The organism is Haloparvum alkalitolerans, assembly GCF_050122995.1.
Classification (GTDB): Archaea; Halobacteriota; Halobacteria; order Halobacteriales; family Haloferacaceae; genus Haloparvum; species Haloparvum alkalitolerans.
This window is the reverse complement of sequence record NZ_JBNLIA010000004.1, coordinates 103,078-129,725: the sequence shown is the minus strand read 5'-3', so window position 1 is coordinate 129,725 and position 26,648 is coordinate 103,078. Positions and strand designations below refer to the sequence as shown.

Genomic DNA, 26,648 nt, shown 5'->3' with positions numbered 1-26,648 from the left:
TTTTTCACCGATACGGCTGACCGATCAAGCCCACCGGAGACCCGAGACATCCGGAATCTCCAGCGGACTGGTCGGGTAGGGACCGGTCGCGTCGGGGTCGTTGAACACGCCGGGCGCCACGTCGTTCGGGGCGTCGGGGTACAGCAGGGCCGCGAGCAGTTGGACGGTCTCGCGGCCGGCGCCGAGTTCGAACTGGCCGCCCCCGTAGAGGCGGATTCCCTCCTCGAGACAGAACTCGACCGTCTCGAACAGCGACTCCACGGAGCCGAACCGCGAGGGCTTCACGTTGCACCAGCCCGGTTCGACCGGGAGGTCCCGGAGGCTCGCGAGGCCGGTGACGGGGTAGTCGAACGCGAGGCGGTCCGCCTCCGGTTCGAGCAGGGGCGCGGTCGCGTCGGTGAACGCGGCGTCCTCCACGACCGCGTCGCCGAAGGCCTCGAGCACGAGCTCGTACAGCTCCGGGTCGGCGGGCACGTCGACGTCGGTTCCCTCGTACCAGCCCTTCAGGTCGACGACGCGGACGGCGTCGGTGTCCGCGAGCGCGGCGACCAGGTCCTGGGTCCACGCGGGCGTCGGATCGAGCTTGAACTCGCGGTCCGGGGCGTCCGCGAGCAGTCGCTCGACGCGGTCCGCGGTCGGCGGGTCGCCGAGCCGCGTCGAGACGACGAAGCGGAGCGGGTCGGCCTCGCGGTCGAGCACCGATCCGAGATCCGTGTCGGCCTGCCGGAGCGCCAGGTCGAGCGCGGCGCTCTCGTAAGCCCACCGGCGGTAGTGTCGGGGTCCCTCGCCCTCCGGCTCGCGCGTCGGGAACAGGTCGATGTCCGCGAGGTGCGCGGAGAACTCGTCGACCGTCCACTCGCCGGTCAGGCCGAAGGCGGGCGCGTCCGCGAGCGCCTCGTGGTCGGCGGGGTCGTAGCTCACGTCCTCGCCGCGCCCGACCGCGCCGTCGCCCGCGAGTGCGACCTCCGTGGTCACGCGCTCGAAGTCGCTGGTCGTGTCCGCGCGCAGCTGCTCGCGGGACTCCTCCTCGATCCGGAGCGGCAGGTCCGCGACCGCGTCGTAGAGGGACATACCCGCCGTTCGGTCGCGGGCGCCTTAGCTCCCCCAGCCGAGCGCGTGGCGTTCGGCCTTCCGCACCCGAGTCGCCAGCGCCAGAAACAGCGGACCGACCGTTAGGACGACGGCGCCGGCGGCCGCGACCTGCAGCACCGTCGTGGTCCACCACGGCGTCGACCCGGCGTACGGGACCGCCGTGTGCGTCACCGAGCCGGCGAGCGGGACGAAGTAGTCCATCAGGAGGTCGACCGTGTACCACGCGGTCGCAATCCCGACCGCCTTCAGCGGGAAGTCCGTGATACGGTGGAGTAGGAACGCCTGCACCGCCATCGCGACGTGGCTCACGAACAGGAACGCGTACATCGCCGGGTGAGTGTACGCGAGAAAGCCCGGCGCGAACGCGGCGAGCACGTACGGCGTCCACAGCCCGAGCTTGATGTTGCCGACGAACGCCAGCGCCGAGAGCGTGTCGTTGGGCTTCCCCACCGCCCACGCGGCGAGCGCGAGCGCGATCAGCAGCGTCGCGCCGGGGCTGTCGGGGACGAAGGCCCACATCTCGACCGGCGTCCGCGCGAACTGCGCCCGGTAGTACCAGAAGCCGAACGCCGTCCCGACGAGGTTGATCGCGACGATGACCCAGACGAACCGCAACGCGACCGCCTCCAGGCGCGCCGGCAGCGGCGCGAGCCAGCGCGGGAGCGGGTCGCGCTCGGGGGGATCGGTCGGCGTGCCTCGCGTCATGTGCTGACGGTCGCACGGGGGCGACAAAGCGATGGCGGTCGGCCGTGCCGACGCCGTGGCCGACGAAAAGGGCTATGGGCCGCGGGCGGGAACGTCGGGCCATGCGCCTGCGCTACCTGTTCGCGCTGTTTCTGTTGATCCCGCTGGCGGACGCGCTCTTCCTCGTCGTCGTCGCGGACGCGGTCGGCTGGCAGGTGACGGTCGCGCTCGTCGTCCTGACCGCCCTCCTCGGCACCCTGCTCGTTCGCGCCGAGGGGCGGCACACGCTCGCCCGGATCCAGCGCAAGGCGGCCAGCGGCGAGCCGCCGACCGACGAACTGCTCGACGGCGCGATGCTCATCGCGGCCGGCGCGTTCCTGCTCACCCCGGGACTGGTCACCGACGCCCTCGGGTTCCTGCTCGCGCTGCCGCCGACGCGCATCCCCCTCCGCGCCGGGCTCAAGCGCTTCGTCGTGGTCCCGTACCTCGACAGGCAGACCGGCGGCTTCGCGACCGGTAACGTCTGGATCGGCGGGTTCCCGGATGGCGACGAGTTCGACGGCTTCGGGGGAGTCGGTCCGACCGGCCCCGACGCGCCCGGCCCGGGCGGCTCCGGACCCGCCGCCGACGGGGCCGAGGACGGCACCGACGGAGCGAGCGCGGAGCCGACCGGGAGCGCGAACGGCGGCCGAACGGACGCCGGCGACGACGTCGTAGACGTCGACTACACCGTAGAGGACGGGAACGACGAGCGCCGAGAGTAGCGTCGTGCGAAGCGGTACCACGTCGAAAACCGACAGACGACGGCGTGCTGCTGAAAGGAAACGCTTAAACGATTACCCGCGCAACGAATGAATGCGCTCACCTGGGCCAATAGCTCAGTCAGGTTGAGCGCTCGGCTGATAACCGGGAGGTCCACGGTTCAAATCCGTGTTGGCCCACCTACTTCCCTGGCCGTTTCCGGCCGGGGGAAATTGGGGCCGGGAACTCCCCAGCCACCCAATTTCGGTATTCTAACGGCATTGAGAGCCCACTATATCGGGGTGTCCCTGCTCGTTCTACCCTGCACCTGGGTAGCGTACCGCGATCTTCGTTACCGGAGGTGCCGCGGCATGATGCGGCTGCAGTCGACCGCCGAACGCGGGGTCTGTCATGATCAGAGATACTCCTCGTAATCGGGTTGCGGTATCGGACGAGCGTCGAGAGTCGGTGGCGGTGAGTCTCGACGCGGATCCGCTATCTCGGTGCCTGTTTGGAACTACTCCGGTTCGTCGATTCACGGTCGACACCGAGCGCCCGAGATGCGGCCGCAGAGAGGGTAATTCCGCATTCGTTGACAGTCACCGATTCCTCCGTGGCGGCCGCGAGCAAGTCTCGAAGGCTGTGCCGATATGCCTGTGACCGATCTTCGAGGATCCGCGTTGTGTCCTTTTCCGAGTAACTCACGGCTCGATGTTTGGCGTACACCTCCGCAAACGCCCGACGAGAGGATGCGTCCGCGAGCCGCACTACTTCCGGGAGACCGCTCATCTGCGTTTTTGGACCCGCCGGCGCGCCTGCTGCGACGAGCACACGCCCCAGGATAGCGCCGTCAGTCGCGGGAGTTACCTTTGGCGGCCGGTCGTCGTCTGCGCGGCGGTGGACCGTCGCCTGACACCCGACGGCCTCGATCGCGTCGACGAGCGTCTCGACCGGGACGCGGCGGCCGGGCGTGAGGGTAGGCAGGTACGTCTCCGCGGGAATGGAGCCGCCCGCGAGGACGTGCGCGAGCAGCTCGACGAGCGAGTCCAGCATGTCGGGTTCGGGGTCGATCCATCCGTGGGCGTGGGCTGTCTGGATGCCCCGAACGGGAGCCGGCCGGCTGCCGTTGAGCCACCCACGGACGCGGCCCGGCGGGAGTTCGAGCGCGTTCCCGACCGCGACGCGGCCGGCGTTCGGGTGGTCGGCCGCGTACTGCTGGACGCGCCGGTAGTCGAGCACCTTCTGGAACGGGTCGGGATACTCGCGAGCGGAGTATGTTCGAGCGACTGCGGCGGCCGTGATTGGCATGCGGTATGAGTGAATAATGGGGAACGCGCTTCGATAGCGCGCTAGTTGATGTCGCGGGTGAACAGCGTCTGCGAACTGGATCCGTCGTTCGAGGTCCAGATGACACGCGCGGTGTCACCCTCGGAGAGACCGGTCGCACTTCCGGTGTCTACTCCGTCAATGGCGCCTCCGCTCGTGGTGTACTGGCCGCTCGCGGATCCCGAACTGGATGCGACGACCGTCACGCTGGATCCGGCTTGCACGTCGCCCGATCCGTTCCAGACGGCTTCGGCTTCCTCGCTCGTGGTGTTGTAGCCATAGGCGGTGTTGCCGCTGACGGTTACGCTCAACTGACTCTCGGAAACACTGTCACCACCCTCATGGGAGATGGTTAGCGAGGTCACGTCAACGTCGGACCCACCGCTGTTGTTGATCGTCGTCGTTCCCTGATCACCGGCGAAAGACACAGACGGGCTCTGCGTCTGCAGCGAATCGCCGAGCCCGAGCACGAATGTCCCGATGACGGCCGCGAGGATGACAGTAATCGCGACCATGAGGATGACCCCAATGACCGGCGAGACAGCACGATCGTCCGTGAATATGCTACGTATTTCCATCGTTAGTTACTCGGTGCGGTGGAGCTCCCCACAGTCTGGGAACTGGAACCATCGTTGGAAGTCCAGACGATGCGTATCTCCTCGCCAGACCACGCGCCCGCATCAAATTGGGTGCTCGTGATATCTGCCGCAGCATCGCTCCCGAGAGTTATCGAACTCCCGGCGCTTACCGTTCCGTCAGCCTCCGGCCACGTTCCTTCATCCGCCCCCTCCACGTTGACCGAAAGCGTCGAGTTGTCGATCGAGTCGCCGCCCTCGTGGGCAATCGTCACGTTGTCCGCGGGCGTGTCACCGTAGTCGAAGCCGAAACTCGCGGACGGACTTGTCTGCTGCACCGAGTCACCGAGACCGAGAACGAACGTCCCGATCACGGCGGCGAGAATCACGGTGATGGCGACCATGAGGATCACGCCAATAACCGGACTCACCGCCCGATCGTCTGACAGTAGGTTGCGTAGTTGCATTGGTGTATCGGACACACCAACCCGAGCGAAAGAGGTAAGGTCTAACAGCCAAACCTATTAGATGACCAACGGGTTCTCGGAACCCACTGGTCGGCCCCCCTTTCGTACCGAGTCGTGTGCGTCTAGCCGCAGGAACTCCTCTCCGAGACTTATATCTGTGGGATTGGGTATCAGAATTAATAATTAGTGCGCTCTGACACGATCGGCATCGGAAAACTGTGTGGTGATCGGGGCACCAGAGCGACGACCATACCGAATGGAGCGATCGTCGCGGTTCGCGGAGCGCGTCGACGGCATCTCCCCTCCGAAACGGAACTTTAATGCGCGAATCAGCCGCAGGTGGAACCAAGAATGCTCCCCCTGCAGCTCATAGACAGTTTCCTGCTGGATTACCACGTGGGGCACGTACTGCTCTTGGCGTTCGCAGTCACGACGCTCGGGGTGCTACCGCTGAAGTCCCAGGAGGCGCTCGCGGCCAACGTGACGCTGTTCGGGCTCATCTTCATGATCATGCCGTTCACCCTGCTGCCAACCGTGTACGTCCTCCTCGGGATCGCGTTGATCCTGATCGGGCCGCTGCTGTGGACGACCGCGTCCGAGTGACGGCGAGCGTTCCGCGAACCAGCCCCTTTTTCACCGCAGGCGGTTACCCACCTGCATGATCACGGTACGGGCGCCGGCGACGAGCGCCAACCTCGGCAGCGGCTTCGACGTGTTCGGGGCCGCGCTCTCGCGCCCGGCCGACGTCGTCTCCGTCGAGCGGGCCGAGACCACCACCATCGAGGTGACGGGCGTCGGCTCGCAGTACATCCCCGAAGACCCCGAGGAGAACACGGTCGGCGCGGTCGTCGAGGCGCTGGACGCACCCGCTCACATCCACATCGACAAGGGCATCCGGCCCGCCTCCGGACTCGGCTCGTCGGCGGCCAGCGCCGCGGCCGCGGCGGTCGGACTCAACGAGCTGTACGACCGCGGGCTCTCCCGCGAGGAGCTCGTCCCCATCGCCGCGGAGGGCGAGGCCGTCGTCTCGGGCGTCGCGCACGCGGACAACGTCGCGCCGGCGATCCTCGGCGGCTTCACGGTGACGACCGGCCACGGGACGCACTCCGTGGACGCCGACGTACCGCTCGTCACCTGTCTGCCGGAGGTCGCGGTCTCGACCCGCGACGCGCGGCGCGTCGTCCCCGAGAACGCCACCATGGACGAACTCGTGGAGACGGTCGGCAACGCCGCGACGCTCGCGGTCGGCATGTGCCGCTCGGACCCGAACCTCGTGGGGACGGGCATGGACGACCCGGTCGTCACGCCCGCCCGCGCACGGCTCATCACCGGGTACGAGGACGTCCACGAGGCGGCGGTCGCGGCGGGCGCGACCGGCGTCACGGTCAGCGGTGCCGGCCCGACCGTCATCGCGGCCTGTCCGGAGGAACGCCGCCGCGACATCGCCGCCGCGATGGTGGACGCGTTCGCCGAGGCGAGCGTGGAGTCGCGCGCCTACCAGACCCGGATCGGCGAGGGGGCGACCGTGCTGGACCGGGACTGACCGCGCGGAGCGCGGCCGCTCGTCGCTGTCCGAGCGTCGGCATCGAAACGGTTCGCGGGCGGTCCGCGAGAGAAGTCGGTCGCAGTCGGCCAGTCAGACGCCGCGGCCTTCGAGCCGCTCCTCTTCCGGGATCGAGTCCTTCGACTGGCCCTTCATCCCCTTGCCGATGTCGCTGGCGATCTCCGCCAGCTCCTCGGGGTCGTCCCAGTTGTTGACCGCCTCGACGATGGCGTTGCCCATCTCGACGGGGTCCTCCGCGCCGAAGATACCGGACCCGACGAAGATGCCGTCGCAGTCGTAGTGCATCATCAGCGCCGCGTCCGCGGGCGTCGCGATGCCGCCCGCCGCGAAGTTGACGACCGGGAGCCGCTCCTGCTCCGCGGTCTCGTGGACGAGTTCGCGCGGAGCGCCGTGCTCGCGGGCCCACTTCTCGCGCTCGTCGTACGCCAGGCCGGAGATCTCGCGGATCTGGCGCTGCATCGTGCGCTGGTGTTCGACGGCCTGGTTCACGTCGCCCGTGCCGGCCTCGCCCTTCGTGCGGATCATCGCCGCGCCCTCGTTGATGCGGCGGAGCGCCTCGGGGAGGTTGCGCGCGCCGCAGACGAACGGCGACGTGAAGCCGCGCTTGTCGATGTGGTACTCGTCGTCCGCGGGCGTCAGCACCTCGGACTCGTCGATCATGTCGACGCCGAGCGCCTCCAGGATCTCCGCCTCCTTGAGGTGGCCGATCCGGGATTTCCCCATCACCGGGATCGACACCTCGTCGATGATCTCGGTCACGTTCGCGGGGTCGGGCATCCGCGCGACGCCCCCGCGCTTGCGGATGTCCGCCGGGACGGCCTCCAGCGCCATCACGGCGACCGCACCCGCGTCCTCTGCGATCCGTGCCTGCTCGCGCGTGACGACGTCCATGATAACGCCGCCCTTCTGCATCCGCGCGAAGCCTCGCTTCACGAGCTCCGTTCCGCGTTTGAGCTCCTCCAGATCCGTTGCGTCGGCCATACCTGAGATAGGACCGGCCACCACTTAACGGGTTGCTTTCACGAACCGAGCGGGACGATGCGGTGGAAAAACAGTTTTGTATCAACGACGAAATGGAACTCAACGTGAACAACGAGATCGGGAGCGGGGGGCTGCGCGAGTGGATCCAGCAGCCCGGCGTGGTTGACGTGGGGGTCGCGGCCGCGTACCTGGTGGGGATCGCGGCGACTGCGACGTTCTTCACCGGCGACGTCCTCGCGGCCGCGTGGAGCAACGAGGGACTGCTGTTCGCGGCGTTCGCGCTGCTGTCGGAGGTGCTCGGCGGTCCGCTCCGCGCACAGGTGAGCGTGTTCGGCGTCGCACTCGGCGTGTCCCTGGTGTGGGCCTTCGACACGTACAAACGGTATCAGACGTTCGCGCCGCTGACGCTGCTCGGCGCCGCGGCGTACGCCGCCGGCGCGCTCCGCCCGGCGCTGATCGGCGACGTGACGATCGGGACGGCCTCGCTCGGCGTGGTGGCGGTCGTCGCCGGCGCGCAGGCGGGCGGACTGCCGCTCGTGCAGCGCCTCGTCGGGCGCGCGAAGCGGCTGCGCGGCGTTCCGCCGGTCTCCTTCCGTCGCGCGCCCACGCTGCTTTTCGCAGGCGTCGTCGCGACGGTCGTGGTCGGGCTGGCGGACCTCCACCTCGGGCTGGGGACCGGATCGCCCGGGCTCACCGCCGTGAACGACGTGCCGGTACACGGCGCGACCGGCCTGGTGCTCGCGCTACTCTTCTACAAGTTCACGCAGTACGACAGCGACGTGAAGATCGTCCAGCTCGGCCCGGCGCGGTCGGGGAAGACTTCGATGATCGGCGGCCTCGCGGGCGACGTGGACCGCGAGGCGCGCGAGGGCGACGGCGACGGCTCCCTCGACGAGATCCGGTCGCGGCTCGAGGACGAACGGCGGTTCCCGAACCTCACGGACGAGGTCACCTACCACGAGTTCAGGTACATGTCCAACCGACCGGTGTTCCGGAAGCGGCACACCATCAGCACGCTGGACTACCCCGGCGAGAAGCTCACGGGACAGGGGTCGGAGGAGCCGCTTTCGGACCGGATCATCAACTACCGGCAGCGACAGGAGCCGTCGCTGTTCGGGCGGCTGACCGCGGCCGTGAAGCGCTTCGTCCCCCTCGACGAGCGCGAGGACTCCTGGGACGAGGGAGTGCGCGACCTCGAAGAGGACGCCGCACACGAGATGATGGCGCTCGCGAAGCTCGTCGACGCGGCCGACATCGTGGTGTTCACGATCCCGCTGGACGACTTCCTGAGCCGGGCCATCGAGCGTGGCAACACGCCGGGGTACCTCGACAGCGTCAAGCTGATCGAGCCGGCCGAGGCGGACGGCGAGTTCGTCGTCAGGACGCCGGACGGGAGCGCGGACCGCGTCCACCGAGAGGCGGGGGAGCTTCGGTACGCCGACACCGGCGAGCCGTACCCGGACCCGTGGGGCGAACTGGAGTACCTCCCGCGGACGCCCGACGGCAACTACTACTACGTCGCCCGCGACCGCTCGGGCCGCGACGAGTACAAGGAGGAGTACAAGGAGCTCATCAGGATCCTCAACGACGACCGGCGCAAGAGCTTCGTCTGGACGACGACGATGTCGGACCTGATCAACGAGGACTTCCTCAGCGTCTACGAGGACGCGTCGCGGCTGGCCGACCGCTCCGGCCACGGCGGCGCCCTCGCAGAACACGTCGAGCGAGCGAGCGAGGCCGGGCTGTTCGACACGACCCCAACCGAGTTCCTCAGACACGACCGACAGGGACGGAAGGTCCACGCGCGGTGGATCCAGAAGGAGTACATCGAGAACGCGTTCCCGGAGTTCGACCAGATGCTCTCCGACACGTTCGAGGCGTTCGTCTACCCGGTCTGGTTCGAGATCGACGAGAACCGGACCGCCACGGAGACGCCCGGCATCGAGATCAAGAATGACACGATCCTCCAGGGTTCGGACCTGGTCCTCGACCGGTTCGAGAACCGGCGGCTGCTGGAGCAGGCGTCGCTGACCGGCGGCGACGACTCCGTGATCGAGTCCGGCTACCGCGTCATGTACGCCGCCGCACAGGAGGCGATGGAGGACGCCCGCGACGACGCGGCCGACCGAAGCGGCAGCGCACGCGTCGACGGACCGCAGGTCGCCTCGGACCCGGAGGCCGGCGGACCGACCGACTCCGACCGGGACGGCGGGCCCGACCGCGAGTCAGGCGGGGCGGCCGTCGATGTCGAGTAGCCGCGTCTACGCGGTCGCGAGCGGCCAGTGTCTCGTCCGCGGCCCCGAGGGCGTCGACGAGACGGAGCGCGACCTCGTCCAGCGGGACTTTCACGCCGGCGTCCGGCTCGTGGTCGACCCGGAGCGGGGGGAAGTCCGCGGCGTCGTGCCCGTCCGGCGTCGTTCGGAGGAACTGTTCTACGCGGTCGTGTGCCCCGACGCGGACGAACCCCTCTCGGCCGGGACGTTTCACGCCGCGGTCGCCGAGGTGTTCAGCCGCCGCGACCGGTGGGCGATCCGCACCGACACGCCGGAGGGGGAACCGTTCCGGCGGTTTCTCGGGAGCGCGGGGAACACACCGACGGAGGAACAGGAAAGCGAGACGGCGGGGCCGAAAGGCGGGACGACGGAGGACGCGCTCCCGGAGGAGTTCGAGGACCTCGCAGAGTCGGTGGCGTCCCTGCTGCGGGAACGTGACGAGTCCGACCCGCCCGTCACGGTCGGTGTCGGCACGTTCGGTGCGGGGCTCGCGCTGCTGGACGCGCTTCGCGAATCCGGCCTCGACCCGGCGTCGGTCGGAGGCGCCGTCGTCGCACGGACCGCGCGAACCGACCACCTCGCGCCGGGGCTCGCCGTTCGGATACGGGACGACGAGACGGGGATGACGGTCCTCAGTCACGAGCGACGAGGTACCGAAACCGAGGAGTCCGGCGGCCCGGACCGCACGCCTGGCGTCCACGGCGATGCGGAGACGGCCGACGGGGCTGAGACGGCTGACGGGGCGGAGACGGCCGACGAAGCTGAGACGGCCGACGGGGCGGAGACGTCACGGCCCGACGAAGAACGGGCGTTCGGGCTCGGCGGTGTCCTCACCGGCGCGGGACTGCTCGGCGGAGTCCTGTTGATCGTCGGCGGGGTCGCCGGCGGCGCCCCGCTGCTCGGGGCGGTCGGGACCGGCGTGGCGGCGGCGACGCTCCTGCTGGTGTGGCGATAACGCCCCCGCGGGAACTACCCGGAGACTTCCTCGAGCAGGTCGTCGAAGCCCTCGGCCGGCCGTCCCGCGGTGCGATCGACGTTGAAGCGGTCGGTCGGAACGACCGCGACCGTCCCGAAGGCGGCGTCGTCGACGCCGAGCCGGTGGACCGCGACGGTCCGCTTGAACACCCGGCTGTCCGGGGCCAGTCCCTCCGCCTCGGCGACCGGCCCGGCCTCCGTGGTCGCGAGGACCACGTCGGTCCCTGCACGGTCCCCGAACCGCTCACACAGCGCTGCGAGCGTGTCCGTTCCCTCGGGAGCCTCCTCGTCGGGACCGGGCGTCGGCCCGACGAGGAGTATCGTGTCGGCGTCCTCGAGGCGGTCGAGGATGGAGCTGTGAGTTCCCTGCAGCGCCCGGCGGACCGGGACCGGGACGAACCGTCGGAGGTGATAGCGGACGCGCGCGACCCCACGCGCGACGCCCGCCGGAAGCACCGCCGGCCCCGGGTCCGGGTCGACCTCGCCGATCTGGTCGGTCGTCCATCCCTCGGACTCGATGATCACCGTCCGGAGGAAGAGCCGCTCGGCGAGGTCGTCCGGAACCCCGGGCAACCCGCGGAACATCGAGGAGACGAAGCCGAACGCCACCGAGGAAGCGAACCGGTCCTGTAGGTCCGAGAGGCTGTCGGGCGTGCTCGCGTCGACCAACTCGCCGTCGCCCTCGATCGGGTAGCCGTGTCGATCCAGCTCGACGGCCTCGTAGAGCCCGCCGACGACGTACGGCTGGTACTTGTACTCGCCCGCGAAGTCGGGCGGCGAGACGACCACCGTCGTCCGCCGCTGGTCGTAGCGCATGAACACCGACAGCGCCCCGACAAGTACGACACCCGCCACCGCGACGAGGAGCCTATCCAGCACGCCACCCACGGTCGTCGCGTAGTCGACGACCACGACCGCGGCGACGGCGGTCATGCCGTAGCGGAAGGCGCCGCCGGCCGCGGGGAACTGGATCCACCGCAGCTTCTCTACCGGGGAGAGGTCCGGCGGGCGCTTGACGCCGTAGAACCGGGAGGAGGTGGCCGTTCCCGACAGGAGGCCGGCCGCGAGCCCGACCGCGGCGGCCCACGGCGTGCGGACCACGGCCTCGGCGAGGCGGCCGGTCTGGTCGACGAACAGGCCGAGCGGGACGCCGACGCCGACCAGCACGAACAGCGCCTGCACGCGCTTGGTCCCGTCGAGACAGAACAGCAGCAGCCAGCCCGCGAGCAGACCACAGACCAGCAGCACCGGCACGTCGAGGTTGCCGCCGAACGGTCCGCCCAGCACCGACGTGAGCCCGTAGATGAGCCCCTCGTCGGTCCAGACGCGGTCCGCAGCCGTCACTATCGGTCGCGTGGACAGGGCGAGCAGGACGAACGACCCGACGACGGTGGCTAGCTCGAAGGCGTCCTTTGACTGAGACATGGTGGCGGAACGCTCGCCTCAGTCGTCGGCCTCGGTCGCCGTCTGAGTGATGTCGATGCTGCTCTCGTAGGTCCCCGTCGTCAGCATGTCGAGGAAGATGTCCCGCGGGTCGACGTCGTCGTCGGACTGGTCCGCGATCATCACCTCGGACATGAACTCCTGGTCCACGTCCCGGACCGTGTCGCGGGCGACGTAGGCGCCGAAGTCGGCGCCCCCGTGCGGCTCGCCGTCCGCGGTGGCCCACTCGTGCATCGTGCTCCAGCGGTCCCACATCCCGCCGACGCCAATGGTGTGGTGTGCGGGGATGAAGCCGCCGCTTGCGCTCTCCTCGTAGAGGTCCTTGTAGCCGTTCCCCTTGGTGACCAGCTTGAGGTTGTCCAGGAACAGCCCGCCGATGAACGTCACCATCGTGATCTCGTCGCGGTCGCCGGCGCTGTGGCGACCCACCTTGTACATGCTGTTGTTCGCGACTTCGATCTCGTCCTCGAACGCGTTCCGGACGGCCGGGTAGTGCTCGTTCATCACGTCCTCCTCCTCGTAGGCCCTGGAGAGGTAGACGGGGTTGATACGGATGTTCCCGAAGTTGGGCTCGACCTCCTGCCCCTTCGCGGTCGGACTGAGGTCGTTGATCGGGGCGCGGCCGTCGTCCCCGTTCAGGAGGCTACGGACCGAGTTGACGAGCTCCCGAACGATCCGGTCCTCGTTCGCCTCGAGAATGTCGGACTCGGCGATGTCGTGTGCCCCCGCGACGTGTTCCTGCTTGGCCTCCTCGTGGAACACGTACGGATGGTCGTCGTCGTCGGACCGGCCGACGCTTCCCTCGAGTTCGACCTCGTAGCGACCGCGGTAGTTGCGGGCGAAGTCGCGCCCGTACGTCTCGCGGCCCTGGTCGTACTCGTGGGCCTTGGGAAGCTCCACGTCGCTGAGCTCGACGCTGCCACGCGAGAGGCCGCGGAGAAGCTCGAACCGCTGGATGAGGCCGGGCGCCTCGTCGTTCTCGCCGGTGAGCTTCGCCAGCTGGTCGCCGGACTTCGCGTGCTCTTTCGCGATCGGACCGAGGTATGCCTCCACGAGCGTGCGCGTCGTCGCCGTCTCGAAGTCGTCGGAGACGGAGCTCGGGTCCTGCGGATCGACCGCGTCCAGCGAGAGGACGCCCTTGAGCAGCGTGCCGGGGTCCTCGGCGTCGGTGTTGCGCAGCGCCTTCGAGACGGTGGTCTTGGTGCCGGCCGCGTCGAGCCCCTGCGGGAGGGAGATGGTCTTCGACTCGGCACCGCGACCGTCCGTCGTGTAGGTGAGGCTGTGAGAGACGAACTCCCCGCCCTCGCTGAACGCCGACTCGAACGCGTCGACGAGCGAGTCGATCAGCTCGTCGCGTTTCGTCTCGATCTCGGACTCGCGCCGGAGGCGGTCGCTCGTGAACCGACAGCTGAACGTCTCCTCGACGGACGGGTCGGGGCTGTTCGGGTTGATCTCGAACCAGCCGGTCTCGCGGGCGGAGGTGACGTTCGTCTCGAACTCGTCCGAGCGATCGTCGCCGCGGCCGATGCCGAGGAAGCCGGTCCCGTGGTTCAGCTTGTGCTTCTTCGCGGACTTGACGAAGCCGAAGCCGCGCTTGATCTCCGCGACGTCGATCTCGCCGACGCCGATCTCGTCGAGCTTGTCGTTGAGCGGGGCGACGCCCTCGATCTCCATCCCGTCGAGCGGGCCGATCCCGTCGAGCGTCACCGCGTCGACGCCGTCCTCCGTGGAGGCGCTCTCGACCTTCTCGACCGCGTTCCCGACCTCGTCGACGAGGTCGTCGATCGCCTCCACGACGCTCTCCTCGTGCTCGTTGATCGCCGCGAGGGCCTTCGCGTCGTCGTAGGCGGTCTCGTTCCACTCGTTCGCCCGCTTCGTGAGGTCGCCCGCGACGGTCTCGTGGAACTCGGACAGCTCGTCGACGGTGGTCCGGAGCGACTCGCGCTGGCTCCGCCAGCCGTCGATCATGCTCTCGAGGCTCGGGTCCTGGAACCGATCCATCAGCAGCTCCGTGTCCGGGTCCATGATGACCTCGCGGATCGCCGTCCTGACGACCTCGGCCTCGCCCTTGTCGAGGTCGGTGTGCTCGGGCGTGATCGCCGACGTCGCGCGCCAGATGCGCGCCCGCGTCTCGATGTTCGTCAGCTCCGTCTTGAGGATCTCGACGAGGTCGTACCGGAGCTCGTCGTCCGGGCTGATCTCGGTGAACTCGGGCGTGTTCTCCAGCCGGTCGCGAATGATCCCCGGCACGTCGTTGACGAAGTCGACCGCCTCCGCCATCGGGTCGACGCTCTCGCCGTCGTCGCCGTCGGCCTCCCCGTCCGCGTCCGGCGGCCGCACCATCGGCGCCGTGTCGATCGTCTCCTTGATCTCGTCGACGAGGTCGCCCAGGTCGGCCAGCTCGAGCGCCTCCTGTTCGAGCAGGGTGCCGCGGATGTCGTCCTCGATCCGACCGCGGAGCTGATAGGCGGCGTCGCGACCCCACTCCGTGTCGAGACTCCCGAGACCGCCGCCGCGGAACTCCGCGCCGGCCGACTCCGGGAACATCTCGGTGAGGTACTGCTCGATCACCTCGTAGAGGTCCGCCTCGTTCTCGAGTTCGGACTCCTTCGCGTCGAGCATCTCCCCGACCGCGTTCTCCGCCGCCTCCCGCATCTCGAGGTCGTACTTGATCGTGTACGGGGCCGCGAGCGTGAACGGCGTGTACCGCGGCGGGTTGGTCGCGATGTCCGTCGTCGGCGTGATGTAGGTGGTGAAGTTGCCGCTCCGCACCCCGTTCTGATGGGCGAGGATCGAGCGGACGACCCCCATCTCGAAGTCGTGGTTGTTATCCTCGAGCTCCTCGAGGTGGGGGACGAGCGTGATCGTCTCGAACGGTCCCTCGCCGGTGAGGTGGGCGTACTCCAGCTCGGAGAGGGCGGCGTGCGCGTTGGTCTTCTCGAGGCCGCCCGCCCCGTCGTGGGGGAGCACGCCGAAGAGGTGGACCTGTTTGTCGCCCCCCTGCAGTTCGCTGGCGAGGTCGAGCGCCATGCCGGAGCCGGTCCCGCCGCCGAGCGCGGCGACGATGTAGACCTGCTCCTCGCCGTTGCCGCCGGGCACCACGCTGTTGTCGGTGTACTCGGCGATGTGGAACAGCAGCTTGCTCACGGAGCGGCGTCGGAGCACGCCGCCGGAGAAGCCCTGGTCGTTCACCTTCGAGAGCGGCTCGCGTCCCTGCTCGAGCCACCAGCTGGTGAGCCCCTGGTCCTCACAGAGGTTCCGCACCGCCGGCGGCGCCGTGAGCGACTCGGCGAGCCAGGTGTCCGGGACCATCTCGCTTATCAGATGCGGCCCGTCGAACTCGACGAAGCCGTCCCGAGGACGGTAGTCGGTCCCGTCGTAGGCGTTCTCGACCTTCTCCTCGACGACCGAGGACCGGTCCGCGTGGAACTTGTCGTCGGTCGCGGAGTCGATGACCGTCGCCCGCAGCGTCGCCGGCTCCGGCTCGTTGTACTCGTCCGTCTTCATCACCTCCTCGAGGATCCAGTCCTGCTGCATGAAGCGGTAGACCACCCGACTCCCGCCACCCCCAATCCCGATCAATCTGTCAGGAGTACTGCACCGTGGCATAACAGATGCCATGTTACTCATCACATATAAAACCCGTTTAGTACGGGGATACTGCCACCGATTCGGTGAGCGCTGACGGGGCGGAGACGCCGGTGAACGGGCACGGCGCGGCCGTTCGCTGATCGCGGGAACGCACGGCTGGACGCCGGTGTCGCCGTCTGACTTCCGGACTTCGAACTGTCGGGGACGGCCGAATTCGTCGACGGAACACGTATCAGATATGCGACCTTCATAACCCTTTTGTCAGTTCACAGATTTACGCAGACTATACACATGTTAGGGACACGACCGTCCGCCGGGGCAGAGGCAGCCGCTCGAGCTGCTTCGGAACGCGCCGGAGGCGTGAGGGTGTCGGCGTGGGGACGCCCGCGAAGTGACGGTGTTTCGGTGTGCGGACCGCATCGAAGCGCCGGAGGAGAGACATGAACCCGCAGGAACGTCGCGACTTCGCCTGGTACCTCGGCGGCATCTTGCTGACGACGCCCGTTCTCGCCCACCTGTTCTACAACATGTGGCTCGGCGGGGGGTACCTGCTGGCGCGGTACCTGACGATCGTCCCGTTCGTCCCGGACGGCGTGACCGGCGTCGAGGCGCTGCTCTCGTTCGGCTTCGGGGTCTACCTCGGTCTGCTGGCCCTCTACTCGAACGACTACCGGAAGCGGTACCAGGGGCTCCTGCTGCTGTCGGGGCTCGTGGTGCTCGTCGGGGGGCTGACGATCGGCGGTCTCGGCCTCGGGATCACGCCGCTGAACGCGGCCGCGCTGGCGGCCGGGACCCTGCTGGGGATCGTGGTCGAGGCGGTCCGCTCCGAGGCGCTCGGTCTCGAGGGGGAGCTCCGGCTGGTGAACCTCGGAAAGAGCTCCGTCGGCAACGCGGTCCGCGACGACGACGAAGCCGCGCAGTTCCGCGTCGCCTCGCTGGCGCTCGTCGTCGTCACGGTCCTCGCGGTCGTCGTCGGCAACGGGCTGTACCTCGTCGTCAGCCCGCCGGGCCTGGAGACGTACTCCTTCTCGGCGGCGTACGTCGTCGCGTCGCTGGTGTTCTTCTACTTCCTCCACGGGTTCATCACGCTCGACCCGACCGGCGAGAGCGAGCGCGCGGACCCGGACACGACCTCCTTCGAGGTCATGGGTCCCAAGCAGTCGGGGAAGACCTACTTCGCGCTCGCGCTGTTCCTCGAGGTGCTGAACAACGAGGACAAGTACGACCTGGAGGGGCGGAGCAAGGGGATCCGGTCGCTCGTCAACGAGTACAACAACGCCGGCGATGACCTCCGGTGGGACATCGCGAACACGCTCCCCGACGAGGCGGTCCCGCTCCGCTTCGAGTTCATCGCGCGGTCGCGGCTGAACCCCTCGCGGATCAAGGTGAACATGCTCGACCACCCCGGCGAGATCCTCCCCGACGTGAGCGAGAACCTCTCCGGCGAACGCACGGTCACCGACGGCGGGTCGCCGGACGAGGACGAAGAGGAGTCGGACGGACCCGCGGTGTCGCTGCCGGAGAGCGCGGCCGACGAGATCCCGGCCGACGAGGTGCTCGACCGGCGCGACGACCCGGACGAGTCGTCGGCCGACGAGGAGCCGGACGCCGAAGAGGACTGGTCGCGACAGGACGCGGGCGACGGAAGCACGCTCGACAACGGGACCGCGAGCGACGTGGACGCGGTCGAAACGGACGACGTCGACGTCAGCGGGGACGAGAACGGGACGGAGGACGAACGCGGCGGCGCTGACTCGGCGACCGAGACCGCCGCCTCCTCGACGGCCGTGGACGACGCCCAGTCGTCCGTCGATCCGGACGCCTCGTCGGTCGACTCCGACACGTCGACGGTCGATCCGGACGCCTCGACGGTCGACCCGGAGGAGGAGCCGGAGGCGACCGACGAGGAGCCGTCCGGCGATGCGACCGAGCCCACGTCGGCCTCCGCGGACGCAGAAGCGGAGGAGACCGAGCAGGCGGCCGACGACGAGGGGACGGCGGACGAGGACACCTCGACCGCGAGCGTGAACCGCGAGCCCGTCTCCGCACAGGACAAGGTGATAAAGCGCGTCGAGAACAACGTTAAGGAGTCGAACAAGCTCGTGTTCCTGCTCGACTCGGAGCGGTTCCACGGCCACGTGCCGCCCGGCGCGTCCTCGGCCAACATGCACGTCGAAGACTTCTCGGACATCGTCGAGAACGTCGACGTCGACGACGTGGTGCTCGTCGCCTCGAAGGCGGACTTCTTCATCGAGGAGTGGCAGGAGGAGAAGGGCCATCAGGCGCGGCCCGGATCGAGCGCCAAGCGGTTCGAGAGCTTCCGCGAGTACGTCGCCGAGCAGCTGATGGGTGACCTTCAGGTCAAGGGGCTCGCGCGGATGGTGAACGCCTCGACGATCCACCCGGTCTACTTCGTCACGGAGGAACGGGACGGCGAGCTCCAGCCCAAGCCGGACAAGCAGGGGAACATCCAGCCGGTCGGGGTCGAGAACGTGCTCGAGTCGATCATCAGCTCCTGATCCGACGCATGGGCACGCTTACCATCTACGGAACGCAGGGGAGCCAGATCGAGCCGGAGACGGGGACGGACGTCCAGGCGGAGGGACGCCTCGCCGCCCACATCGACAACTCGGTCGACCTGTTCCTCGACCCGGCGTCGAACCGCGTCGTCGCCTACGTCCGCGCGCGCGTCAGCGGCTCGCGACCGAATCACTACCACGCCGAGTACGTCGGCGAAGACGGGGAGAACGTCCTCGCGGGGCTTCTCGACCGGCTGCGGGCGCTCGCGGACGACGACGACCCGGCCGGCGACCACGAGTGGACGCTCCTTCGCGACCGCGACCGGTTCAACCTCGCGTGGTGGGCCGTCGAGCTCGAGGACCCCTCGCTGGACGACCTCGGCGTCGACCTCCGAAAGCGGCTCGCGATCGACCAGCTGCTCGAGGAGGGGACGGACCTCGACTTCGGCGTGGCGGGCTACCGGGCGGCCGCGACGGCGCTGGGGTACTACGCCCGCCGGTCGGGGTCGACGCCCTCGATCGGCGTGAGCAGCGGGGGACGGATCAGTCCGGTTCAGTCGGTCGACCTCGTGTTGGCCCCGGGCGAGTACGAGGGGCTCACGCCGCTGACGGACGGGACGGAAGCGGCGCTCCGGAGCAAACAGGAGGACATCGAGGGACTCGTCAGACAGGACTACGAGAGCCGGGCGCTCGACGCGGTCGACGAGCTGTCGGCGACCGACGATCTGAGCGCGTGGCGGCTCCACCAGGACCTGACGGCCCTCGAGACGTACCTCACGTCGCTGTGGACCGACGACCCGAAGTCGGTCGAGGTCCGCTCCGACGCGGCCGAGCGCGTCGCCGAGACGGTGACCGGACTCCAACACGAGGGGCAGACGGGCGAGCTCCCCGATCCGCGAATGCTCGATGCCGAAGCCAAAGTGGGCGTTCGCGACCGCGTGCTCGAACGACTCGCGGAGGAGCGCGACCGCCTGGAAGCGGAGCTGCCGGAGCGAGTGCGCGGAGAGTTCGACGCCGCGACCGACGACCTGACGAGCAACACGATCACGACCGTCACGCACTCGATCGAGGCGCTGCTCGACGTGTTCGACGGGCATCGAGAGACGGTGCCTGACTCGTGTCCGGAGCCGGCACACCGGATCGTCGACCGGCTTCGGGAGCTCGAGGCGAACACAGCGCTCCCGGCCCGAGAGCGCGACGAGATCCGGAGCGAGGTGGAAGCGGAGCTCACAGAGACGCTCGAGGCGCTCAAAGAGCACAAGCGGTCGCAGTTCCTCGACCGGTTCGACCGCTGTCTAGAACAGGTCGAACTCGCGGACGTCCGCGACGACCACCTCGTGGCGTCGATCCGTCGCGTCGTCGAGGGGGACGAGAGCGTCGACGCCGACTCGGACCTGCTTGCGCGTTTCGCCTCGGTCGTCGACGACGTGGAGTCGGCGGACGTGTTCACCGACGACGAGCGACGCGACCTCCGGTCGGAGTTCGTGGGGCGGATCGAGGACCGCGTCGCACAGCTCAGGGCGAGCCGCGAGACCACGCTTCGAGAACAGCTCGAGGCCCAGCTCGACGAGATCGAACAGCGGAGCGGGAACGAGCCGATCGACGCGGTGTACGAGCGGCTCTGGACCGCGAAACAGCAGTGCACGCTCGACCCGAGCCGCGACGTGGACGACCCGGCCGTCCGGAAGTTCGCGACCCTGGTGGCGCGGCTCAATCAGGACGAGGTCATCACCCAAGATCGGAAGTCGGAGATCCGCGCGGACCTGAACGAGCGCATCGCGTCGGAGCTGGACCGGATCGAACGGCGCAAGCGCGAGGACGCAGTCGAGCGGGTCGGGGACGAGCTCGACCGCGTCGTCCCCGCGATGCGGGCCGAGTTCGGGGAACAGACGGCCTTCGAGCGGCTCGAAGCGCTCCGTCGGTACGTCAACGGCGACCGCGACCGCCTCGACGAGGGCCATTTCGACAAGATCGTCTCCGAGGTGGACGAGTTGGACGGCGCCGAGAACGGCGTCCTCGACGTGGAGGACATCCGTGAGGCCAGATCCGAGATCCGGTCACGCATCGAGGACCGACAGGCGGAGATCCGACGCGAGGAGAAGAACCGCCTCGCCTCGGACCTCGAGTCGGCGGTCGACGAGCTGCTCGACCACTCCGGTCTCTCCGCGCGGACGAGGCTGGAGATACTCGACCGCGTTCACTCGTTCTGGACCGAGAAGGGAGGGAACCACTCGACGAGCTGGAGCGAGGTGGCCGTCGAGGTCGACCGGCGGCACGAGGAGTCCGTCGCGTCGCTGTACGACCGGATCACCGACGACCTCGAACAGGTCCGAAACCGGCGCAAGCGCACGATACTCACGGACGAACAGCGCCGGACGCTCAAGAACGAACACTTCGAGTCCACGCTCGGGGACGCCATCGACCGGGCGAAGGCGGAGTACCGCGACGCCGTAACCGAGCAGTTCGAGGGCGAGATCAGGGACGCCGTCGCGGGGCTCAACAGGTACGAGTCGGACCTTACCCGGGTGCGAGAGGACCTCGAGACGCTCGAGGCGACGAAAGCCCTGCTGGAAGGGTCGACGCGGCGGGGCGGGTCGGCGGCCCCCGACCGGCTCCGCGAGTTCGTCGAGGAGTTCCGCACCGACGACCTGTTGCGGCCCGACGAGGAGAAGCAGCTGCGCGAGCAGTTGCTGGCGGTACTCGAGGAGCGGATCGAGGAGCGCCGGGAGCTCGAGACCGAGCTCCAGGAGGGGACGTTCCGCGACCTGCTCGAGGACTTCCGGGAGGAGGACCTCCAGCCGAACGAGCGGCTGGTGGCGCTCTTCCAGTTCGAGCGGCTGCTCCGGGAGACCGACGGAGCGGTCGAGCAGGAGTACATCAGGAACCCGCAGGTGCTCCGGGAGCGCCGGGAGAGCCTCTCGGAAGGAACGCGCCAGGACCTCGTCGAGGAGATAGCCGAGGTCCGAGCCGAGATCGCCGGCGAATACGCGGCGACCGTGATCGACGACATCGAGACCTCGCTGGAGAACTACGTCGAGGAGACCGGCGACAACGTGGACACGAACCAGGGGCTCGAGAGCTTCAACCAGTTCCTCTCGGGCTCCGAGTTCGATCCCCAGATCGCACAGCTCATCGCGGCGAAAGACCAGTTCGAACAGGCGCGGGGGCTGCACGCGACCGGCGCGCTTCCGGACGAGGAGTACGGAGAGGTCACGGAGGCGCTTCACGAGAAGACGGAGGAACTGAAGACGGGCGAAGTCGCCACCGGCGGACGGCTGGGTGGCGTATCGTCGAAGCTTTCCTCGGTCGTGCCGTCGGTCGGGCTCCCCGACAGGAAGACGCTCGCCACGTTCGGGGCCGGGGTCGCCGTCGGCGTCGTCCTGACCGCGGCGGCGGTCGTGCTCACCGTCGGCCTCGCGGGCATCGGCCCCGTGCTCGCCCTCTCGGGGGCGGTCGCGGCGCGGCCGGTTCCCGAGGCGCCCGGGGCGCTCGGTGAGGACGCGCCGGAATAGGTCGACGCCGGAGAGCGGTCGAGCCGACACGAACTCCCGACTCACACGATGACCTCGCACACCGCACTCACGCTCGGCGGACCGACCTCGGCGGTCTCCGTGACCGTCGGCGGCGGGCCGGCGACACCACTGCCGGTCGGACAGAGCGTCATCCCCGGCGTCCCGGACCTCTTCCTGGCCGTGTTCGTAGCCATCATTCTTCTCGCCCTCGCGGGCGCCGTCCTCTTCGCGTACACTCAGCGGTCCCGCGGCGACCGCGCGGAGGAGTGGTCCAGGCGGGACGCCGAGCAGGCCAGGAAGCGGGCGGAGGAGGTCCTCGACCGTCTCGACGACCTCGTCGACGGTGACCTCGACCCCGGGAAGTGGGAGATCCCGCGACGGAAGCTGGAGGTCAGCGGCGAGGCGCTGGAGGCCGGCGAGTACACGAAGGCCCGCCAACACGCACAGGGCGTGCTCCGGGCAGCGCGGCGGAACGCGGAGAACGCGGTCGAGGCCGCGGAGCTGACCGTCGAGGATCGCGTCCCCGGCGCCGACATCGAGCGGGCGACGGACCGACTCGACGCCGCGAGGAGCGCGCTCGAGTCGGACCAGTACGCGGAGGCGTTCGTCCGGGCGCGTGAGGCGGACGAGGCCGCCGATCCGGATCTCAAGGAACTGGTCGAGACGGCACAGGCCGCCGCGGAGGCGGCCGCGTCCTCGGAGGTGGAGGCGGAGGAATCGCCCGCGGCCGCCGAACGGAGCGCGACGAAACGACGCGAGAGCCGGGACGCGTACGCCCGCGCGCTGGAGATCGCCGAGGACCGCGACGAGGAGGAAGTCGCCGAGCGGCTCCGGGAGGAAATCGCGGACGCGGAGGACGCGCTTCGGGAGGCCGAGAAGCGCCGAGCCGTCGTGCGGATCCGGGAGTCAACCGAGAGCGCGGCCGAGACCGCCGACAACGGGAGCGCGCTCCGGGAGAACGGGGAGTACCGCGACGCCGCCGACACGTTCGCGTTCGCGGCCGAGGAGTACGAACGGGCGCTGTCGATGGCGCGCGAGCACGACCTCTCGTCGGCGATCGACCGGATCGAAACCGGCCTCGAGTGGACCCGCGGTCGGGAGACGGCCGCGCGGCTGGACGCCGCGGAGGCCACGATCGACGACGCGGCCGAGCGCGTGAGCGAGACCCCCGAGGCGGTCAGCGAGGAGATGTCGACGCTCATGGAGCGACTGGAGGAGGACACACACGCCGACGGCCGGGACGAGCGCGTCGACGCGTTGCGGCGCGAGGCGGGCCGCGTCAGGCTGATCGCGAACACCGAACGCCTCGAGGAGCTGATCGAGGAGGCTGAGTCCAACATGACCGTCGACCGGATAGAGACGGCGGTCGACAAGTACGAGTCGGCGCTGTCGGCCGCCGAGAAGGGGATCGAGGTCGCAGAGGAGAGGGGCTTCGACGACGAACAGGAGCGACTGGAACGGCTCGCGGAGCTTTGCCGCGTGAGGCTCGATGACCTCCGAGAGTGACCGCCCCGCGGCGGGGCGACGCCCCGTCGCGTCGGGAGGGTTTCCGCGAGTCGCGCTCCGTCAGATCGAACGGATGGACTGGCGGACGTTCGAACACGTGGTGGGCGACCTCTGGGAGGAGATGGGGTACACCACGGTCGTCCGACAGGGGAGCAACGACCGGAAGATCGACGTTATCGCCCGGAAGCGCGGTCCGGGCGGGAAGACGATCGCCATCCAAGTCAAACGCTACGACTCCCGGACCGGAAACGACGTGACGCGAACCGAGGTGCAGGAGTACTACGGCATTCACACGCAGATAGACGCCGACGAGTGCATGATCGTCACGAGCGGCGAGTTCGCCGACGACGCCGAAGAGATCGCGGAGCGGCTCGGCGTGCGCACCGTCGACGGCGAGGAGTTCCTCCTGGCGATGGAGCGGCACGCCAGCCTCGCCTTCTACGCCGAGCACGCGACAGCGCTCGGGATCGAAGTCGGCGACGTGTGGGCGGAGGTCGCCGCCCGCAGCGAGCGGTCGGTTCCCGGCCGGGTCGGAACCTACTGTCGGTCGACCCTCGGGCGTGCCGAGGTGCTCGCGGGACGCGCGAGCCGCGAGGCCGGCGAGACGGTCGACCGCTGGCAGAGCGCCGCCCGCCGCGCGCGCGTCCGCCTCCGCGGGTTCGACCCCGCGATCCGGGCCGAGCACGACGACGGCGACCGTGATCCCGCGGCCGGAGGTGCTGGAGACCCCGACGCGACGCCGGAGTCCACACCGGCTTCCGATCGGCTGCGGGAGACCGGGCGGCAGCTCCTCTATCGCGGCACCGACCGGATGCGTGCGCCGCCGGTCTCCTGGTCGCCGGGCGGTCGGGCGCTGCTTCCCGCGGCGGGAGTCCGACCCCGGCTCCGGCGGGAGCGATGGTTCACCGGATCCCGACAGACGGCCGCGTGTCTGATCGCGGCCGCGTGCTGTCTCCTCGCCGCCGCGGCGGCCCTCGCCGGCGTCGAACTCACCGTCGGCGGACACCCCCTCGAGGCGATGCTCGTCGTCGGTGGAGCGGTCGGCGTCGTCGGCACCGCAACGCCGAGCCTCGCGCTGGCCCGAACCCCCATGGAGGCCGCACGGGTCGCGTACGCGCCACTGATGGCCCTACCCGTCGCCGCGTGGGTGGTCCGCGGATACCCGCCGGTCTCGGGGTCGGTCCACGGCCTCACCGCGGTCGTCGTGGCGGCGACCGCGGCGTTCCTGCTCCACACGCGGGTCGCGTCCGGGCGTGCGGCCGCCGCCCCCGCGTTCCGCCTCCGCGACGCCGAACCCGGCTACGAGCCGATCCACAACCCGGTCACGCTCGCCGGCCTCGCGGGGTGTGGCCTCCTCTGGTCGACCCTCGCGCTCGCGCTCGTCGACGCGGCCGGGATCGTCGGCGTCGGAGCCGGACCGCAGCGCGTCCTGGCGGTGGCCGGACTGTTGGTCGTGACCGTCGCGTGTCTTGGGTACGTCTGGAACGGCGGCGTCGTCGGCATCACGGCCTCCGTCGTCGCCTTCGGGGGCGTGGTCACCCTCGCGTCGACGCGCGGGGCGGTGCCGCTCGCGACCGGCGTCGACGCCGGCGTCCTGTTCGGCGGCGTGCTGTCGCTGCTCGTCGCCGCGACGTACCTCCTGCTCCACACCGAACACCGGACGGTCGCGCGCTGGCAGGTCCTCGTCGGCGGCCTCGCGGCCGGGTTCCTGCTCGAGATGACCGACTACTGGCCCGTCCGCGCCGTCGCGCGGTCGTACGAGACCGTCGGCGGCCGAGCGCTGATCGCAGCGACCGCGGTCGCGGCGACCGCGCTGTTCTGTGCGGTGCTGTGGCTGGAGCGACGGGCGATACGCGAGACGCTCGAGCGGTGAAGCGATAAAAAACGAAGGGCCGCCGGACCGCGGACGCGCTCGCCGCGAGCGCGTTACTCGTTGCCGAACATCTGGCGCATCATCGGGTGCATCTCCATGAGCTGCTCCTCGGCGATCTCCTCGTACAGCTTGTACGTGATGGAGACCGCGAGCAGCAGGCCCGTGCCGGAGACGCCGCCGACGGTGCCGAGCATGTTCGCCATGACCGCGAGCAGCCCCACGAGGGCACCGCCGATGACGGTCACCTGCGGGATGTACCGCTCCATGACCTTCTCGACGACCTGCGGGTTACGCCGGAAGCCGGGGATCTGCATCCCGGAGTTCTGGATCTGCTTCGCGGTCGCCTCCGGGCCCATGTCCGTCGTCTCCACCCAGAAGATGGCGAAGATGGCGCCGCCGACGACCATCACCGTCAGGTCGATGGCGACGCGGACGGCGATCATCCACGGCTCCGCGGTCGTCTCACCGAGGAACCACATCCACTGGCCGGGCTGCTGGATCGGCGCGACGTAGTAGAAGAACCCCGAGATGGGGGTCCCCTGGTCGTTGTACGCACCGAGCCACGTCGGCATCGCCGCCCACTGGGAGTTGAGGATCTGGCCGAGGAACTGCACGTTCGCCTGCAGCGCGCGAACGAGGATCATCGGCAGGACGGACGCGTAGATGAGCTTCACCGGGAAGCGACCCCGTGCGCCCTTCACGCGGGCGTGCGACAGCGGGATCTCCACGCGGACCGACTCCGCGTAGACGACCACGCCGAAGATGAAGATCGTCGTGAACAGCGCGAGCAGGCTCCCGGGCTCGAAGAGGAGGCTCTGGAGGCCGTCCGCCGTGAACGGCGAGCCGATCTCCTCATTGCCGGTGATGATCGCGACCCAGCGGGCGAAAAAGCCCGACTGGCCGAGCGCCGAGAAGCTGAAGAAGCCGCCGACGAGCTGCTGGCTCACCGCCGCGATGATGAACAGCCCCACGCCGGAGCCGACGCCCCACTTGCTCACGATCTCGTCCATGAACAGGATGAGCACGCCGCCGACGAAGATCTGGGCGAAGATCAGCACCTGGACGGCGAAGACGCTCACGCCGAGCGCGCTCGCGACCGTCTGGTCGACTGGCAGGAAGCCGCCGGAGAACACCATCGGCGCGGCCGTCAGGCCCGTGACGATGAACACCAACAGCTTCTGGAGCCCCTGGTAGAGCACCTGGTCGCGCGGGTCGCTCGTGTCAAGCCCGAGCAGGTTGGCGCCGCCGAGCAGCTGCAGCACGATGGACGCCGTGACGATGGGTCCGATCCCCACCTGCAGCAGCGAGCCGGACTCCCCGGCCAGGATCGAGCGGAACTGGCCGAAGAAGTCGCTGCTCTGGCCCGCCGCCAGTCCGAACGGGTTGATGTTGGTGAGGAAGAAGTACACCATCAGGATCCCGGCGGTCCACAGCAGCTTCCGCTTGAACGGAACGTGGCCCTCGGGACGCCGGACTGTCGGCATCCGCGTGAGTACCGGTTCGGCGGCGTCCTTCCAGCTCATACG

General features: G+C 69.1%; 18 protein-coding genes and 1 tRNA gene. 10 read left to right on the top strand and 9 right to left on the bottom strand.

The window, feature by feature from the left end; translation table 11 throughout:
• Positions 1-24 precede the first annotated feature (24 nt).
• Entirely contained in the window at positions 25-1,071 is a 1,047-nt protein-coding gene (locus ACQE3L_RS06315; RefSeq protein WP_426962919.1) for a hypothetical protein, read from the bottom strand.
• A 24-nt stretch (positions 1,072-1,095) separates the two neighbouring features.
• On the bottom strand, positions 1,096-1,797 hold the full coding sequence (locus tag ACQE3L_RS06310; protein WP_426962918.1) for a DUF1405 domain-containing protein: 702 nt from the start codon (positions 1,795-1,797) through the stop codon (positions 1,096-1,098).
• A gap of 101 nt (positions 1,798-1,898) precedes the next feature.
• Here ACQE3L_RS06310 and ACQE3L_RS06305 point away from each other — a divergent pair, with 101 nt between their 5' ends.
• Both ACQE3L_RS06305 and ACQE3L_RS06300 read left to right on the top strand, forming a co-directional pair.
• Complete coding sequence (locus ACQE3L_RS06305) at positions 1,899-2,540, top strand: FxsA family protein (RefSeq protein ID WP_426962917.1); 642 nt, start codon at positions 1,899-1,901, stop codon at positions 2,538-2,540.
• Between the two features lie 103 nt (positions 2,541-2,643).
• Positions 2,644-2,717 (top strand) — tRNA-Ile (locus ACQE3L_RS06300).
• A gap of 295 nt (positions 2,718-3,012) precedes the next feature.
• Here ACQE3L_RS06300 and ACQE3L_RS06295 read toward each other — a convergent pair.
• The 3 genes from ACQE3L_RS06295 to ACQE3L_RS06285 form a co-directional block, all read right to left on the bottom strand.
• Positions 3,013-3,756 (bottom strand): hypothetical protein, encoded by a 744-nt coding sequence (locus ACQE3L_RS06295; RefSeq protein ID WP_426962916.1) that lies wholly within the window; start codon positions 3,754-3,756, stop codon positions 3,013-3,015.
• Positions 3,757-3,866: 110 nt separating this feature from the next.
• The gene (locus ACQE3L_RS06290) at positions 3,867-4,421 is read right to left on the bottom strand and encodes a type IV pilin domain-containing protein (RefSeq protein WP_426962915.1); all 555 of its coding nucleotides are present in this window, start codon (positions 4,419-4,421) and stop codon (positions 3,867-3,869) included.
• A gap of 2 nt (positions 4,422-4,423) precedes the next feature.
• Positions 4,424-4,885, bottom strand: coding sequence for a type IV pilin domain-containing protein (locus ACQE3L_RS06285; RefSeq protein WP_426962914.1), 462 nt, complete (start codon positions 4,883-4,885; stop codon positions 4,424-4,426).
• Positions 4,886-5,236: 351 nt separating this feature from the next.
• On the opposite strand from ACQE3L_RS06285, the gene ACQE3L_RS06280 reads away from it, so the two are divergent.
• Both ACQE3L_RS06280 and ACQE3L_RS06275 read left to right on the top strand, forming a co-directional pair.
• Positions 5,237-5,488 (top strand): DUF8006 family protein, encoded by a 252-nt coding sequence (locus ACQE3L_RS06280; protein WP_426963105.1) that lies wholly within the window; start codon positions 5,237-5,239, stop codon positions 5,486-5,488.
• A 55-nt stretch (positions 5,489-5,543) separates the two neighbouring features.
• Complete coding sequence (locus ACQE3L_RS06275) at positions 5,544-6,428, top strand: homoserine kinase (RefSeq protein WP_426962913.1); 885 nt, start codon at positions 5,544-5,546, stop codon at positions 6,426-6,428.
• 93 nt (positions 6,429-6,521) lie between these two features.
• Here ACQE3L_RS06275 and pdxS read toward each other — a convergent pair whose 3' ends face one another.
• Positions 6,522-7,430, bottom strand: coding sequence for a pyridoxal 5'-phosphate synthase lyase subunit PdxS (gene pdxS / locus ACQE3L_RS06270; RefSeq protein WP_426962912.1), 909 nt, complete (start codon positions 7,428-7,430; stop codon positions 6,522-6,524).
• A gap of 104 nt (positions 7,431-7,534) precedes the next feature.
• Between pdxS and ACQE3L_RS06265 the strand changes: the two genes are divergently transcribed.
• Positions 7,535-9,685 carry a hypothetical protein gene (locus ACQE3L_RS06265; protein ID WP_426962911.1) on the top strand — a complete coding sequence of 717 codons (2,151 nt, stop codon included), beginning with the start codon at positions 7,535-7,537 and terminating at the stop codon, positions 9,683-9,685.
• Positions 9,675-10,658 (top strand): hypothetical protein, encoded by a 984-nt coding sequence (locus tag ACQE3L_RS06260; protein WP_426962910.1) that lies wholly within the window; start codon positions 9,675-9,677, stop codon positions 10,656-10,658. Before ACQE3L_RS06265 ends, ACQE3L_RS06260 begins: the two co-directional genes overlap by 11 nt.
• A 14-nt stretch (positions 10,659-10,672) precedes the next feature.
• Here ACQE3L_RS06260 and ACQE3L_RS06255 read toward each other — a convergent pair whose 3' ends face one another.
• Entirely contained in the window at positions 10,673-12,103 is a 1,431-nt protein-coding gene (locus ACQE3L_RS06255; RefSeq protein WP_426962909.1) for a hypothetical protein, read from the bottom strand.
• An 18-nt stretch (positions 12,104-12,121) separates the two neighbouring features.
• Complete coding sequence (locus ACQE3L_RS06250; protein ID WP_426962908.1) at positions 12,122-15,658, bottom strand: FtsZ/tubulin family protein; 3,537 nt, start codon at positions 15,656-15,658, stop codon at positions 12,122-12,124.
• 494 nt (positions 15,659-16,152) lie between these two features.
• On the opposite strand from ACQE3L_RS06250, the gene ACQE3L_RS06245 reads away from it, so the two are divergent.
• The 4 genes from ACQE3L_RS06245 (at position 16,153) to ACQE3L_RS06230 (ending at position 25,122) form a co-directional block, all read left to right on the top strand.
• Complete coding sequence (locus tag ACQE3L_RS06245; protein ID WP_426962907.1) at positions 16,153-18,231, top strand: hypothetical protein; 2,079 nt, start codon at positions 16,153-16,155, stop codon at positions 18,229-18,231.
• 8 nt (positions 18,232-18,239) lie between these two features.
• Positions 18,240-21,743, top strand: coding sequence for a coiled-coil domain-containing protein (locus tag ACQE3L_RS06240; protein WP_426962906.1), 3,504 nt, complete (start codon positions 18,240-18,242; stop codon positions 21,741-21,743).
• Between the two features lie 48 nt (positions 21,744-21,791).
• Positions 21,792-23,249 (top strand): hypothetical protein, encoded by a 1,458-nt coding sequence (locus tag ACQE3L_RS06235; RefSeq protein WP_426962905.1) that lies wholly within the window; start codon positions 21,792-21,794, stop codon positions 23,247-23,249.
• A 73-nt stretch (positions 23,250-23,322) separates the two neighbouring features.
• Positions 23,323-25,122, top strand: a complete 1,800-nt coding sequence (locus ACQE3L_RS06230; protein ID WP_426962904.1) for a restriction endonuclease — start codon at positions 23,323-23,325, stop codon at positions 25,120-25,122.
• 53 nt (positions 25,123-25,175) lie between these two features.
• On the opposite strand, the gene secY is transcribed toward ACQE3L_RS06230, so the two are convergent.
• The gene (gene secY / locus ACQE3L_RS06225; protein WP_426962903.1) at positions 25,176-26,645 is read right to left on the bottom strand and encodes a preprotein translocase subunit SecY; all 1,470 of its coding nucleotides are present in this window, start codon (positions 26,643-26,645) and stop codon (positions 25,176-25,178) included.
• Between the last annotated feature and the right edge of the window lie 3 nt (positions 26,646-26,648).